Origin of the sequence: Microbaculum mangrovi (genome assembly GCF_051390635.1) — a bacterium.
GTDB lineage: Bacteria > Pseudomonadota > Alphaproteobacteria > Rhizobiales > Tepidamorphaceae > Microbaculum.
In genome coordinates, this window is the sequence record NZ_JBPODT010000001.1 from 1,067,744 (window position 1) to 1,081,922 (window position 14,179).

A 14,179-nucleotide genomic window follows, 5' to 3' on the forward strand; every position below is an offset into this window, starting at 1 on the left:
CCGGATACCCCGGGGGCTGCGATGGCATCCGGCAGCGCGGGTGGACGGCGGGAGGGATACCGTCCGGGTCCAGAGTCGCTGGGCTGAAGTCCAGCGAACGAATGCATCGTGCCCGAACCAACCTGAACGAACGCGGACCGCGCCGTTCATCTGCCGTTCATTTGAAAATCCCGCGGAAAAGGCCGTGTTCAGGGGTGTCTTGAAATCGGGAATCCGCGCCCCCAAATCTTTGGGGCGCATGCCGCTCCAGCGGGTGCGCGCACCGAATGCCCGGCCCCTGGCGGCGGGCAGTGCACATGTCGCTTCAATAGGAGGATATGCAATGCGTCACTTCGATCTTTCCCCCCTGTACCGCTCTACCGTCGGCTTCGATCGGCTGTTTTCGATGATGAACCAGATGGCCAATGTCGAGAATGGGACCGGCGGCTACCCGCCCTACAATATCGAGCGCACCGGCGAGAACGCCTACCGCATCACTATGGCGATAGCCGGCTTCGGCGAGAGCGACCTGACCATCGAGGTCAAGGAAAACACCCTGTCGATCCACGGCGAAAAAGCCGCCAAGGAAGGTGAGGAGCGCGGTGACGTGCTCTATCGCGGCATCGCCGAGCGCAGCTTCGACCGTCGCTTCCAGCTTGCCGACCACGTCATCGTTCGCGGCGCGGCGCTCGAGAACGGGCTTCTGCACGTCGATCTCGTCCGCGAGATTCCCGAGGCCCTGAAGCCGCGCACCATCGAGATCACCACGAAGACGGACGAGGCCAAGGTCATCGACCAGAAGGCCGCCTGATCGTCGGTTCGATATCGAGGACTAACACGAAACGCCCCGGCATGGCCGGGGCGTTTTTTATGCCGCCCCGATCACCTGGGCGAAACGGCCGACCTCCTGGCCGGTGGTCTGGAAGGAGGCGACGAAGCGCACCAGCTTCTCCCCATCGACCGGGGGATCCTCCGGGTCCGGAATGCCGGCCGGCCAGTCGTGATAGGCGGCGCCGGCCTCCGTCAGCGCCCTGTCGACGGACGGGGCGATGAAGGCGAAGACCTCGTTGGCCTGAACCGGAACGGCAAGCCGGCAATTCGGGGCAGCCTCGATGGCCGCACCGAGGTCCTTCGCCTTGGCGTTGGCGTGACCGGCAAGCTCCAGCCAGTGACCGTCCTCGAGATAGGCGAGGAATTGCGCCGCCAGGAACCGGCCCTTCGACAGGAGCTGGCCGGCCTTCATGCGCCGATAAGCCAGCGACGCGGCGAGATCGGGATCGAAGACCACGATCGCCTCGGCCGCGAGAGCCCCGTTCTTGGTGGCCCCGAACGACAGGATGTCGACGCCTGCCCGCCAGGTGACGTCGGCGGGCGCGCAGCCGAGCGCCGCCACGGCGTTGGCGAACCTGGCGCCGTCCATGTGCAGCTTCAAGCCGTTCCGTTTGGCGATCTCGCCGATCGCCCCGACTTCCGCGACGCTCCACACCGCCCCGAACTCGCTCACTTGGCTGATCGAGACAGCGGCGGGCTGAACGTGATGGGGCACCCCGCCCGGCCACGCTTCCAATCGGCGCGCCAGTTCGTCCGCATCGAATTTGGCGTGGCGGCCGTCGATGCCGAACAGCTTGGCGCCGCCGGTGAACATTTCTGCGGCGCCGCATTCGTCCGTCATCACATGCGCGTCGTGGCTGCACAGGATTCCGGTCCAGGGCGGAGCGATCGCCGCCATCGACAGGGCGTTCGCCGCGGTCCCCGTCACGACCGGGAAGATCGTAACATCCCGCTCGAACAGGTCCACCATGCGCCCTTCCAACGCCCGCGTCCGTTCGTCGCCGCCGTAGGAGCCGGCGAATCCGCTGCTCGCCTCGGTGATCGCCGTGAGGATCCGCTCGGAAATGCCGGCGGTATTGTCGCTTGCAAACTGCATGGTCGCGCCCGTGCTCGAGAAGTGTCGCACGGACCTTAGCGATCGGCGCGGGATGGCGAAATCCCCGAAAGGTTCGTTCGGCGCCGCACGAGCCGCCCGAGCAGGGCGTCGAAGGAAAAAAGCCCCGGCCCGAGCGCAACGATAACCAGAAGCAACACGGCCCAGGTGGCGTGAACCGGCAAACCGGTCGGAATGACGAGCTGGATCACGATGGTCATGACCAGCAGCCCGAGCGCGGACAGCCGCGTCAGCAGACCGATCAGGATCATGGCCGGCAGCACGATTTCGCCGGCACCGGCGAGCGCCGCCATCGTTTCCGGGAACGGGAAGACCCACTGCACCAGCGGGCTCTGCTCGCTCCCCCAGATGCGGATGTTGAAGCAGAAACTGCAGGAATTGGAGAATTGGTACCTCGCCCCCCCGCTCAGGCTCGGCCAGCCGTTCCACGCCCACGCCTCGGGCTTCAGGAACGGAAAGGTCTCCCACTTGGTCAGGCCCGAATTGACGAACGGCAGCATAAAGAAGACCCAGGCGCGCAGGCCCAGCTGGACCGGCAGCATCGCCCAGCGCATCGCCGGGCCTTTCAGCCAATGATCGAGCGCCAGCCCCGCCCACAGCAGCCCGCTCCGGCGCGTCGGCCGCGCACCCGCGTCGACCCCGATCATGATTCAGCCCCCGGAGCCCACACAGCCGTGGCCCGCACCGGGCGGGTCGGCGAGACGAAACCCGACGATGGCTCCGGCGCCGATCAGACCCTGAAGGTTGGCGGCGAGGTCGAAGTCGGGGCTTGCCGCGATCGCCCGCTCGAAAGCCCCGCCGAGACGCCCGCCTTCGCGTAGCGCCGCGATGAACGTCGCTCCGCCGCGCGGCAACGTTCTCAGTTCCACCTCGTAGGCGGGCCGAATGACGAGGACGTCGCCGCCGCCCGTCGACAGATCGACCGGGCGCACGTCCTCCTCATTGGTGTTGGTGTCCCAGATCGCCAGGACCGGCCAGGGCGAAGAGACGACCTGCATGGAGGGGTGCAGGTCGAAAACGAGGTCGGTCATCCGGTCCGGCGGGATGTCGCCAAGCGCCTGTCCGTCTAGCGGCGTCGCGTCGCCCGCGTGATAGGACAGGTTCCAGGCCCATTCGAGCCGGGCGACATCGGCCAGATAGCCGAGTTCGCGGGCGGGCTCGAAGCTTTCGATGAAGTCGGCGAAATCGTCGCCATAGTGGATCAGCACGGGCGTGCGCGGCAGCGAATTACCGACATAGACCCGCGCCATGCCGCGGAAGAAATCCTCGCCAACCAGTCGCAGAACGACGGGATAGGTACCCATCAGCGCCTCGACCAGACTGACATGGACGTTGTTGCGGTAGACACCGAAGCGCCGCTCCGGCGTCTCGTCGCTGCGTCCGGCGATATCGGCGGGCGGCGGCAGGCCGCGGTCGCGAAGCGCCGAAACGAAACGCGCCTGGACCTCAGCCAGCGAGGGCATAGGCGTTCTCCGACCCGACAGCCTCGCGCATCACCGCTTCGGCACGCCTGGCCTCGGCATGCAGAACCGGCCATTCGGGAACGTTGGCGTCCCATTCGATGAGCGTCGGCACCGGACCGCAACGGCGTATCGCGCGGGCGTAGAGGTCCCAGACGATCCGGTCGACCTCCCGATCGTGCGCATCGATCAGGAGCGGCTCGCCGAGGTCGTCCGTTTCCCGGGCGAAACCGGCGAGATGGATCTCGCCCACATGTTCGATCGGGAATGCGTCGATATAGGCGAGCGGATCGAACCCGTGGTTGGTCGCCTGCACATAGACGTTGTTGACGTCGAGCAGAAGACCGCAGCCGGTGCGCGCGACGAGCGCGGCAATGAAATCGACCTCGCTCATCTCCGTTTCGGCGAAACGAACGTAGGTCGAGGGATTCTCGAACAGCATCCGCCGCCCAACCACCTCCTGGACCCGGTCGACATGCTCTGCCACGCGCGCCAGCGTCTCGCGCGTGTAAGGCAGCGGCAGCAGGTCGTTTAAATAGCCCTCGTCATGGGTCGACCAGGCCAGGTGTTCGGAGAACAGGCCCGGCCGGTATCGCTCGACCAGGGCTTTCAGGCGCGCGAGATGGTCTTCATCGAGCGGTCGGTCGCCGCCGATCGACAGGCCGACGCCGTGCAGCGACAGCGGGTAGCGCTCGCGGATCTCGGAAAGGTATCGGTGCGGCGGCCCGCCGGCCCCCATGTAGTTTTCCGGATGAACCTCGAACCAGCCGATATCGGGCTCGGACTCCAGGATCGTCCGGTAGTGCCGGGCCTTGAGGCCCACCCCGGCACGCGCCGGGATGGAACCGTCATGGCGGGCTGTCGCGGGCTGTACGGTTACGGACATGTGTCGGCCTCCGTCGCGCGCTTGATGTCGTGGCGCAGTTGTTTCCGGGGGGCGGTCAGCTCGGCAGATCACGGTCGAGCGGCTCCAGGCTGCCGTGGCGATCGCCGGGCAGCGCCATGGCGGTGCAGCTGCCCTTGGGCACCAGTTTCCATGCATTGCCCTGGTAGTCGACCGCCGAGGTTCCCGCGCACGTCGTGCCCGGCCCCGCGGCGCAGTCGTTCTGGCCCTTCAGCGAGATACCGTAGCACTTCTCCATTTCCTGCGCTTGAGCGGGAAACGGCGCTGACGAAACGGCGGCGGCGAGTGCACCGGCGATCACAGCGGCTGCGGTCTTGGAACTGTTCATGGGGCGCTCCTTGGAACTGGCGTCGGAATGGGGGCGTCGCGTCCGGGCGACAGCGAACAGCATACGGGACACCGGCGGTTTCCCTCCAGCATCCCGTATCTGTTCGGCAACAATCAGGACGGACGCTTGATTGGCTCTAGCGCCCCCGGCCCCTCCGGCGTCTGCATCGCGGTGCAGCTGCCCATGGCGACCAGTTTGAAGGACTGCCCATCGTAGTCGACCGTCGACATGCCCTTGCAGTCGTGGGCACCGGCCTTGCAGTCGTTCTGCCCCTTCAAGGCGACGCCGTAGCACTTCTCCATGTCCTGCGCACCGGCGTGCTTCGGTGCCGCGGTCATCGTCAGCGCGGTCGCCACCGCGCCGGCAACGGCCATCGCCGTCAGCGTCTTCGTGGTGCTCATGCTCTTTCTCCCTTGAAGTTCGCCCTCGAGAAAATGTTTGCCGCGTCGGCACTTCGGAGCCTGCTGCGGCGCCGGGATCCTAATGATCTGCCGGCAAAGTAAGACTGCGCCGGCGAAACCTTCAAGCGAAAGTCAACTTGATGTTACGGTTTCGCGACTACGCGCGAGTTTTCGTGTTGGCAGTCCGATCGCCCGGATCCACGCGACATTTCCGGATCTGTCGCATTGACGCTATCCTACGCAACAATCGTGCGTGAACGGCCTTGCAGGCGCGTAGTAAATCTGGCATTTTGCCGCGACTGATAGGACAGTCTTACTGACCCAATTCGCGGATCACCGCCGATCACGGACAGCGGCGCTTCGCGACAGAGCGGGTCGGAAAGCGGGTCGGAACCGGCGAGCGGCGCGGCAGTGCGCACGGCGCCGGCCGAACGGCTGCCCCGGACTTTGGGTGCGGACCAACGGCAAAACTTGAACCGATCCGACGGACCACCGGGCGAGAAACCGGGCGGACCGAGGGACGACGCGCCGCCGGACGGCGGCCCGGACAGGCTAGGGAGCGAAGAGAATGGGTGCTGAAACGACAGTTCGGAAGCCAGCGTCGGTGCTGCGGACAACCGGACGCCCGGCAGCCAGGGGCCTGTTCGACCCCGCGCACGAGCGCGACGCCTGCGGCGTCGGCTTCGTCGCGCAGATGAAGGGCGTGGCCAGTCACGACATCGTCGAGCAGGGCCTGGAGATCCTCGTCAACCTGACCCATCGTGGCGCTGTCGGCGCCGATCCGCTGATGGGCGACGGCGCCGGCATGCTGGTGCAGATACCCGACGCCTTCCTGCGCGAGGAGTGCGCGAAGGTCGGCTTCGAGTTGCCTCCCGTCGGCTTCTACGGCGTCGGCCATCTGTTCATGCCGCGCGACGCCGAGGGCCAGAAGGCGATGCGCGCGCTGTGGGAAACGGTGATCGCGGAGAACGGCCAGACCCTGCTGGGCTGGCGCGAGGTGCCGACCGACAATTCCTGCCTCTCCGAAACGGTGATCGCCACCGAGCCGCAGCATGTGCAGATCTTCATCGGCCGCGCGTCCGACGTCGAGGAGCAGGACACCTTCGAGCGGAAGCTCTACCTGATCCGCAAGATCGTCTCCAACCGCCGCCTCGAACCGGACATGCCGGAGACGCTCGACTATTACCCGGTGTCGCTGTCCTCGCGCACGCTGGTCTACAAGGGCATGTTCCTGGCCTACCAGCTCGGCGCCTATTACAAGGACCTGAAGGACCCGCGCTTCACCTCCGCGCTGGCCCTCGTCCACCAGCGCTTCTCCACCAACACCCTGCCGAGCTGGCCGCTGGCCCATCCCTACCGGATGGTGGCCCACAACGGCGAGATCAACACGCTGCGCGGCAACGTCAACTGGATGGCCGCCCGTCAGGCGTCCGTGGCCTCGCCCCGCTTCGGCGACGACATCTCGAAGATCTGGCCGATCTCCTACGAAGGCCAGTCCGACACCGCCTGCTTCGACAACGCGCTCGAGTTCCTGACCGAGGGCGGCTACGACCTCTCGCACGCGGTCATGACCATGATCCCGGAGGCCTGGGCCGGAAATCCGCTCATGGACGAGGACCGGCGCGCCTTCTACGAGTATCACGCCGCCCTGATGGAGCCGTGGGACGGCCCGGCGGCCGTCGCCTTCACCGACGGGCGCCAGATCGGCGCGACGCTGGACCGCAACGGCCTGCGGCCGGCGCGCTGGTTCGTGACCGACGACGACCGCGTGATCATGGCCTCCGAGATGGGCGTCCTCGACGTTCCCGAGGAGAAGATCGTCCGCAAGTGGCGGCTGCAGCCCGGCAAGATGCTGCTGATCGACCTCCAGGAAGGCCGGATCATCGACGACGAGGAGATCAAGGCCGGGCTCGCCCGCGCCCATCCCTACCGCGAGTGGCTGGCCCGCACCCAGATCGTGCTCGAGGACCTGCCGCCGGTCCGCGGCGCCTCGCCGCGCACCAATGTCAGCCTGCTCGATCGCCAACAGGCCTTCGGCTACACCCAGGAGGATCTCAAGATCCTGATGGCGCCGATGGCGACGACCGGCCAGGAAGCCGTCGGCTCCATGGGCAACGACACGCCGATCGCGGCGCTGTCGGAGCAGCCGAAGCTGATCTACAACTACTTCAAGCAGAACTTCGCCCAGGTCACCAACCCGCCGATCGACTCGATCCGCGAGGAACTGGTGATGAGTCTGGTCTCCTTCATCGGGCCGCGGCCGAACCTTTTCGACCTCGAAGGCGTCTCGAACCTGAAGCGGCTCGAGGTGCGCCAGCCGATCCTGACCAACGACGATCTGGAGAAGATCCGGATGATCGGCGATATCGCCGACAACCAGTTCCAGACGCAGACGCTCGACATAACCTTCAACGCCGACCGTGGCGTCGATGGGGTGCAGATGGCGATCGACCGGCTGTGCGAGCGCGCCGAAAGCGCCGTCCACGGCGGATACAACATCATCGTTCTGTCCGACCGGCTGGTCGCCCCCGACCGGATTCCGATCCCGGCGCTGCTGGCGACCGCCGCCGTGCACAATCACCTCATCCGCAAGGGGCTGCGCACCTCCGTCGGCCTGGTGGTGGAGACCGGCGAGGCCCGCGAGGTGCACCATTTCTGCGTGCTGGCCGGCTACGGCGCCGAGGCGATCAACCCGTATCTCGCATTCGACACGCTCGCCGAGATGAAGGCCGACTTCCCCGAGGAGGTCGACGAGTACGAAGTCGTTCACCGCTACATCAAGTCGATCAACAAGGGCATCCTCAAGGTCATCGCCAAGATGGGGATCTCGACCTACCAGTCCTATTGCGGCGCCCAGATCTTCGACGCCGTCGGTCTGTCGCAGGCCTTTGTCGACCGCTACTTCACCGGCACTGCCACCACCATCGAAGGTGTCGGCATCGCCGAGATCGCCGAGGAGACCGTGCGCCGGCACTACGCCGCGTTCGGCGACTCGCCGGTTCTCGAAAACGCCCTGGAAGTCGGCGGCGACTATGCCTTCCGCTTCCGCGGCGAGGCCCATGTCTGGCAGCCCGACACGGTGGCCGCCCTGCAGCATGCCGTTCGCGGCAATGCCCGGGACAAGTATCGCGAGTACGCCCGCCTCGTGAACGAGACCGAGGACAAGTACCTCACCATCCGCTCGCTGTTCCGCATCAAGACGGCGGAGGAAGTCGGCCGCGCGCCGGTGCCGCTCGACGACGTCGAGCCGGCGGCGGAGATCGTGAAGCGCTTCTCGACCGGCGCCATGTCCTTCGGCTCGATCAGCCGCGAGGCGCATACGACGCTGGCGATCGCCATGAACCGGGTCGGCGGCAAGTCGAACACCGGCGAGGGCGGCGAGGAGCCCGATCGCTTCAAGCCGCTGCCGAACGGCGATTCGATGCGCTCGGCGATCAAGCAGGTCGCGTCCGGCCGATTCGGCGTGACGACGGAGTATCTCGTCAACGCCGACATGATCCAGATCAAGATGGCGCAGGGCGCCAAGCCCGGCGAAGGCGGCCAGCTGCCCGGCCACAAGGTCGACGCGGTCATCGCCAAGGTGCGCCACTCCACGCCGGGCGTCGGTCTGATCTCGCCGCCGCCGCACCACGACATCTATTCGATCGAAGACTTGGCGCAGCTGATCTTCGACCTCAAGAACACCAACCCGGCCGCCGACATCTCGGTGAAGCTGGTCTCCGAGGTCGGTGTCGGGACGGTCGCCGCCGGCGTCGCCAAGGCGCGCGCCGATCACGTCACCATTTCCGGGTACGAGGGCGGCACCGGTGCCTCGCCGCTGACCTCGATCAAGCACGCCGGCAGCCCGTGGGAGATCGGGCTCGCCGAAACGCACCAGACGCTCGTCGAGAACCGCCTGCGCGGCCGTATCGCGGTGCAGGTCGACGGCGGCATCCGCACCGGTCGCGATGTGATCGTCGGAGCGCTGCTCGGCGCCGACGAGATCGGCCTTGCCACCGCGCCGTTGATCGCGGCGGGCTGCATCATGATGCGCAAGTGCCATCTCAACACCTGCCCGGTCGGCGTCGCCACCCAGGACCCGGTGCTGCGCAAACGCTTCACCGGCACGCCCGAGCACGTCATCAACTACCTGTTCTTCGTCGCCGAGGAAGTGCGCGAGATGATGGCCGAGCTGGGCTACCGCACCTTCGACGAGATGGTCGGCCAGATGCAGATGCTCGACAAGAGCGCGGCCATCTCGCACTGGAAGGCGCGGGGGCTCGACTTCTCCCGCTTGTTCTACAAGCCGGACGCGCCCGAAGGCGTCGCCATCCATCACAGCGAGACGCAGGACCATCCGATCCACGAGATCCTGGATCGCCGCCTGATCGAGAAGGCGATGCCGGCGCTGCAGGACCGCAAGCCGGTTCGCCTAGAGGATACGATCAGCAACACCGACCGCACCGCCGGTGCCATGCTGTCCGGCGAGGTGGCGAAGCGCCACGGCCATGCCGGCCTGCCCGAGGACACGATCGCCGTCACCCTGCGCGGCACGGGCGGCCAGAGCTTCGGCGCGTTCCTCGCCCACGGGGTTTCGCTGGAGCTGATCGGCAACGCCAACGATTATGTCGGCAAGGGCCTGTCGGGCGGCCGCATCGTCGTTCGCCCGGACGAGAAATGCCCGGCGGTTCCCGAGGACTCGATCATCGTCGGCAACACGGTGCTCTATGGCGCGGTCGAGGGCGAATGCTACTTCCGCGGCGTCGCCGGCGAGCGGTTCGCGGTGCGCAATTCCGGCGCGCTCGCCGTCGTCGAGGGCGCTGGCGATCACTGCTGCGAGTACATGACCGGCGGCGTGGTCGTCGTGCTCGGGTCGTCCGGCCGCAACTTCGCGGCTGGCATGTCGGGCGGCATCGCCTACGTCCTCGACGAGGACGGTTCGTTCGCGTCGCGCTGCAACCTGTCGATGGTGGAGCTGGAGCCGGTGGCCGAGGAGGACGACCTGCTCGAGAAGCTGCACCACCACGGCGGCGACATCGAACACAAGGGCCTGATCGACGTCATGGCCGACATGAGCCGCCACGATGCCGAACGGCTGCACAAGCTGATCGCCAATCATGCCCGTTTCACCGGGTCGACGCGCGCCGCAGAGATCCTGGAGAACTGGGCGAGCTATGTTCCGAAGTTCCGAAAGGTAATGCCGGTGGAATACCGCCGCGCACTGGCGGAGCTGGCCAAGCAACAGGAAGAAGCGCCGGTGATGGCGCGCGCCGGGGAGTAGTCACGTGGGCAAGGTAACCGGATTTCTCGAGATCGACCGCCGCGACCGGCGCTACGCGCCGGCCTCCGACCGCGTCCGCCACTACCGCGAATTCGTCATTCCGCTGTCGCAGGAGGCGACGCGTGACCAGGCGGCCCGCTGCATGGATTGCGGCATCCCCTATTGTCACAGCGGCTGTCCGGTGAACAACCAGATCCCGGACTTCAACGACCTCGTCTATAACGACAAGTGGCAGTCGGCGCTGCAGAACCTGCAGTCCACCAACAATTTCCCGGAGTTCACCGGCCGCGTCTGCCCGGCGCCGTGCGAGGCGTCCTGCACGCTGAACATCCAGGACGTCCCGGTCACCATCAAGACGATCGAATGCGCCATCGTCGACCGCGGCTGGGAGAACGGCTGGATCCGGCCGGAACCGCCCAAGCGCAAGACCGGTCACTCGGTCGGCATCGTCGGTTCGGGTCCGGCTGGGCTTGCCTGCGCCCAGCAGCTTGCCCGCGCCGGCCACACTGTGCATGTCTATGAGAAGAACGCCTTTCCCGGCGGTCTGCTGCGTTACGGCATTCCGGACTTCAAGCTCGAAAAGAGCAATGTCGCCCGCCGCGTCGCGCAGATGGAGGCCGAAGGCGTGGTGTTCGACTGCAACGTCCATGTCGGCGTCGACGTCACCGCCGAGGAGATGCTCGAGCGCCACGACATGATCGTGCTGTCGGGCGGCGCGGAAAAGCCGCGCGACCTGCCGGTGACCGGCCGCGATCTCAACGGCATCCACTTCGCCATGGATTTCCTGCCGCAGCAGAATCGCCGCGTCAGCGACGAACCGGTCGGAAACGTCACGCCGATCCTCGCCGGCGGCAAGCACGTCATCGTCATCGGCGGCGGCGACACCGGCTCGGACTGTATCGGCACCTCGATCCGCCAGGGCGCGCTTTCGGTCACACAGCTCGAAATCCTGCCGCAGCCGCCGTTGAAGGAAAACAAGGCGCTGACCTGGCCGAACTGGCCCTTGAAGCTGCGCACCTCGTCGAGCCAGGAAGAAGGCGCCGAGCGCGACTTCTCCGTCCTCACCCGTAGGCTCATCGGCAAGAACGGCCACGTCACCCATCTCGAATGCGTCCGCGTCGACGACAAGATGCAGCCGGTCGCGGGCAGCGAGTTCGAGCTGAGAGCCGATCTCGTGCTCCTGGCGATGGGCTTCCTGGGCCCCGTCCAGGAAGGCGTGATCGAACAGCTGGGCCTGGACCTCGACCCGCGCGGCAACATTCTCGCCAATACGGTCAACTACCGGACCTCGAACGAGCGGGTTTTCTCCTGCGGCGACATGCGTCGCGGCCAGTCGCTGGTGGTCTGGGCGATCCGCGAAGGCCGCCAGTGCGCCCGCGCGGTCGACCTGGCGCTGATGGGCGAGACGGTTCTGCCGCGCTGAGGGCGGCGGCCCGGTATCAGCCTCCGCCGGCCGTTTCCTCGTCCGGCACGGACGCGGCCGCCGGATCGCTCGGCTGGGGTATGACCGCCGTCGGCAGCGGCACGCTCTTGCGTGGCCAGCTGAAATCGTCGCTGCGCCCCGGCGACGTCTCCGGCGGCTCGCCTTCCAGAATGGTCTGGCGATAGGCGGAATCGCGCGGCGCCTCGGGCGTCGGGTCCGGCCCGCCGGCAAGGGTCGTGCTCAGGCCGCCCCGCGCGCCGGTCAGCGCCACCACCTCACCGACACCGGTACGCAACTGCTCGTCGCTCGGCATGAACGGCTGCGGCCCGGTCGCGCCCTGCGGCAGCGCCAGGAACAGCCCGCCCTCGCGTCCGAAGTCGCGACGGATCTCGCGGGCGACGAAATGGGCCAGCTTGCGGTTGCCGGCTGAGGTGAAATGCAGTCCGTCCTCGGAACGCAACTGCCGGCGCTCGCCGTTGATGTCCGGCCCGGTCGCCGTATAGTTGCCGGCCTCGTCGACGAAGCTGTTCCAGATGTCGACGAACTGGATGCCGTGCCGATAGGCGCGCTCGCGGTACAGTTCATTGAAATAGGCGTAGTCCTGGCTCAGCCGGCCCGATGCGACCGGCGGCAGCGACACCCAGTAGAGCGGCACGCCCCTGTCGTCGAAGAGCTCGATGATGGCATCGATGCGCTCGGCGTAGAGCTCGCGCCAGCGCTCGCTGCGCGCCTGGTGCTCGCCGGTTTCGTCGGACAGGTTCTGCCGGTCGTTGGCGCCGATCATGATCACGGCGAGATCGGTCGTCCTCTCCGGATCGGCGAGCCAGCCGGAGATGAAGGCCGGCCAGTTGAAATGGTCGGCGCGCACCAGACCGGAACTGGCTTCGTTCTGACCGTCGACGATGACGGAGGACGATTCCAGGAAGGCTTCCTTGAGGCCGGCTTCCAGGCCGTCGGCGAAGAAGTCGCCGAACACGACGACCCGCTTGGCGTCTTCGGCCTTCTCGACGGCGACGACCGCCGGCGCGCGCTTGCGCACGACGGCGCCTGAACGGCTGCTCCCTACGTTCTTCTGCGGCGTGCGGATCTGGCGTGCCGGCTGCGATCGCCGGGTGAGGCCGCCGAACAGGGAGTTGAAGAACGACGAGATCGGATCCTTGCGCTGCTGGGCGACGGTCGCGCCCTGCGCATAGGCCGTCACCGGCACGGCGAGACTGACGGTGGCCATCACCAGTGCCAGCACCAGGATCAGCCGGGGGACCGAGCGCAACATTGCCAATACCTTCGCCACTATCTTCAGCCGCCGTGTGCGAATCTTGCGATCGTTACCGGCGGCCAGCCCCCGCTCGCCTGCGCCGACTATAGCGCCGATCGCCGCGCACGCCCAGCCGGGGACGCCGTCAGGCCCCCTTCGCCCTCGTCATCAGATGCCGCTCCCAGTTGAGCGCGTCGGTGACGATCAGGTCGAGATCGTCGCGCTCCGGCGCCCAGCCGAGCGTGTCCCGGATCCGTCCCGCGGCAGCGACGAGCGCGGCCGGATCGCCCGGCCGCCGGTCCGTGGTCCGCACCTCGAAATCGACGTTGGACGCCCGTTTCACCGCGTCGATGACCTCGAGAACCGAGAAACCGCGGCCGTAGCCGCAGTTCATCACCAGGTTCTCGTCCTGCCCGCGCAGATGGTCGAGCGCCAGCACGTGCGCCCGCGCCAGGTCGCTGACATGGATGTAGTCGCGGATGCAGGTGCCATCGGGCGTGTCGTAGTCGGTGCCGTAGACCTCCAGTCGCGGCCGCTTGCCCAGCGCCGCCTCGCAGGCGACCTTGATCAGATGGGTCGCGCGCGGCGTCGACTGGCCGCTGCGCCCCTTCGGATCGGCACCGGCGACATTGAAGTAGCGCAGCGCCACATAGTTGAAATCATGGGCAAACGCCGTGTCGCGCAGCATCGTCTCGGTCATCAGCTTGGAACTGCCATAGGGCGAGATCGGATCGAGCGCGACGCTCTCGCCGACCGGATTGACCTGCGGCATGCCGTAGACGGCCGCCGTCGAGGAGAAGATGAACCGCTTCACGCCGCCTTTCACCGCCGCCTCGATCAAGGAGCGCGATTTCACCGTGTTGTTCAGGTAGTAGCCGAGCGGGTCGGCGACCGAGTCCGGCACCACGATCGAGCCTGCGAAATGGATGATGGCGTCGATACCCCGGCTTTCGATCAGGGCGCCGACGGTCTCGATATCGCCCACATCTGCAACCACAAGTTCCGCCGGCGGCTGAACCGCCCAGTCGAACCCCGTGGACAGGTCGTCGAGAACGACGACGTCCTCGCCGCGATCGATGAGAGCCAGAACCAGGTGGCTGCCGATATAGCCGGCGCCACCCGTCACGAGTACCGTCATGGTCCTTTACCTCTTGAAACGATTGCGGAACGACCCAGGCCGAGGACCCTAGCCGACGGGGCTTTAAGTCTGGTAACTAGCGCCAC

11 protein-coding genes are annotated in these 14,179 nt (G+C 66.7%); 3 read left to right on the forward strand and 8 right to left on the reverse strand.

The genetic code is table 11. From position 1 onward, the window contains the following. Positions 1-322: 322 nt before the first annotated feature. Positions 323-790 carry an Hsp20 family protein gene (locus ACSF9G_RS05160; protein ID WP_436639129.1) on the forward strand — a complete coding sequence of 156 codons (468 nt, stop codon included), beginning with the start codon at positions 323-325 and terminating at the stop codon, positions 788-790. Positions 791-847: 57 nt separating this feature from the next. On the opposite strand, the gene ACSF9G_RS05165 is transcribed toward ACSF9G_RS05160, so the two are convergent. The 6 genes from ACSF9G_RS05165 to ACSF9G_RS05190 all read right to left on the reverse strand — a co-directional run bounded on the left by ACSF9G_RS05165 (position 848) and on the right by ACSF9G_RS05190 (position 5,017). Continuing rightward, the gene (locus ACSF9G_RS05165) at positions 848-1,906 is read right to left on the reverse strand and encodes a threonine aldolase family protein (protein WP_436639131.1); all 1,059 of its coding nucleotides are present in this window, start codon (positions 1,904-1,906) and stop codon (positions 848-850) included. Between the two features lie 35 nt (positions 1,907-1,941). Further along, complete coding sequence (locus tag ACSF9G_RS05170; RefSeq protein ID WP_436639133.1) at positions 1,942-2,571, reverse strand: DoxX family protein; 630 nt, start codon at positions 2,569-2,571, stop codon at positions 1,942-1,944. 3 nt (positions 2,572-2,574) lie between these two features. Continuing rightward, positions 2,575-3,387: an HvfC/BufC N-terminal domain-containing protein gene (locus ACSF9G_RS05175; protein ID WP_436639135.1), complete on the reverse strand. Its 813-nt coding sequence runs from the start codon at positions 3,385-3,387 to the stop codon at positions 2,575-2,577. After that, positions 3,371-4,270 carry an MNIO family bufferin maturase gene (gene bufB, locus ACSF9G_RS05180; protein WP_436639137.1) on the reverse strand — a complete coding sequence of 300 codons (900 nt, stop codon included), beginning with the start codon at positions 4,268-4,270 and terminating at the stop codon, positions 3,371-3,373. Before bufB ends, ACSF9G_RS05175 begins: the two co-directional genes overlap by 17 nt. Before the next feature lie 55 nt (positions 4,271-4,325). After that, positions 4,326-4,616: a BufA1 family periplasmic bufferin-type metallophore gene (locus ACSF9G_RS05185; protein ID WP_436639139.1), complete on the reverse strand. Its 291-nt coding sequence runs from the start codon at positions 4,614-4,616 to the stop codon at positions 4,326-4,328. Positions 4,617-4,729: 113 nt separating this feature from the next. Continuing rightward, positions 4,730-5,017, reverse strand: coding sequence for a BufA1 family periplasmic bufferin-type metallophore (locus ACSF9G_RS05190; RefSeq protein WP_436639141.1), 288 nt, complete (start codon positions 5,015-5,017; stop codon positions 4,730-4,732). Between the two features lie 568 nt (positions 5,018-5,585). Here ACSF9G_RS05190 and gltB point away from each other — a divergent pair. Both gltB and ACSF9G_RS05200 read left to right on the forward strand, forming a co-directional pair. Next, positions 5,586-10,277: a glutamate synthase large subunit gene (gene gltB, locus ACSF9G_RS05195; RefSeq protein WP_436639143.1), complete on the forward strand. Its 4,692-nt coding sequence runs from the start codon at positions 5,586-5,588 to the stop codon at positions 10,275-10,277. Between the two features lie 4 nt (positions 10,278-10,281). Then, the gene (locus ACSF9G_RS05200; protein WP_436639145.1) at positions 10,282-11,700 is read left to right on the forward strand and encodes a glutamate synthase subunit beta; all 1,419 of its coding nucleotides are present in this window, start codon (positions 10,282-10,284) and stop codon (positions 11,698-11,700) included. 16 nt (positions 11,701-11,716) lie between these two features. On the opposite strand, the gene ACSF9G_RS05205 is transcribed toward ACSF9G_RS05200, so the two are convergent. Together ACSF9G_RS05205 and galE are read right to left on the reverse strand one after the other, a co-directional pair. Next, positions 11,717-12,973 carry an SGNH/GDSL hydrolase family protein gene (locus tag ACSF9G_RS05205; RefSeq protein WP_436639147.1) on the reverse strand — a complete coding sequence of 419 codons (1,257 nt, stop codon included), beginning with the start codon at positions 12,971-12,973 and terminating at the stop codon, positions 11,717-11,719. A gap of 127 nt (positions 12,974-13,100) precedes the next feature. Further along, entirely contained in the window at positions 13,101-14,093 is a 993-nt protein-coding gene (gene galE / locus ACSF9G_RS05210; RefSeq protein ID WP_436639149.1) for a UDP-glucose 4-epimerase GalE, read from the reverse strand. Positions 14,094-14,179 lie beyond the last annotated feature (86 nt).

Coding starts and splice junctions, on each gene's coding strand:
- ACSF9G_RS05160 (WP_436639129.1), top strand. CDS start 323: ATGCGTCACTTCGATCTTTCCCCCCTGTACCGCTCTACCGTCGGCTTC.
- ACSF9G_RS05165 (WP_436639131.1), bottom strand. CDS start 1,906: ATGCAGTTTGCAAGCGACAATACCGCCGGCATTTCCGAGCGGATCCTC.
- ACSF9G_RS05170 (WP_436639133.1), bottom strand. CDS start 2,571: ATGATCGGGGTCGACGCGGGTGCGCGGCCGACGCGCCGGAGCGGGCTG.
- ACSF9G_RS05175 (WP_436639135.1), bottom strand. CDS start 3,387: ATGCCCTCGCTGGCTGAGGTCCAGGCGCGTTTCGTTTCGGCGCTTCGC.
- bufB (WP_436639137.1), bottom strand. CDS start 4,270: ATGTCCGTAACCGTACAGCCCGCGACAGCCCGCCATGACGGTTCCATC.
- ACSF9G_RS05185 (WP_436639139.1), bottom strand. CDS start 4,616: ATGAACAGTTCCAAGACCGCAGCCGCTGTGATCGCCGGTGCACTCGCC.
- ACSF9G_RS05190 (WP_436639141.1), bottom strand. CDS start 5,017: ATGAGCACCACGAAGACGCTGACGGCGATGGCCGTTGCCGGCGCGGTG.
- gltB (WP_436639143.1), top strand. CDS start 5,586: ATGGGTGCTGAAACGACAGTTCGGAAGCCAGCGTCGGTGCTGCGGACA.
- ACSF9G_RS05205 (WP_436639147.1), bottom strand. CDS start 12,973: ATGTTGCGCTCGGTCCCCCGGCTGATCCTGGTGCTGGCACTGGTGATG.
- galE (WP_436639149.1), bottom strand. CDS start 14,093: ATGACGGTACTCGTGACGGGTGGCGCCGGCTATATCGGCAGCCACCTG.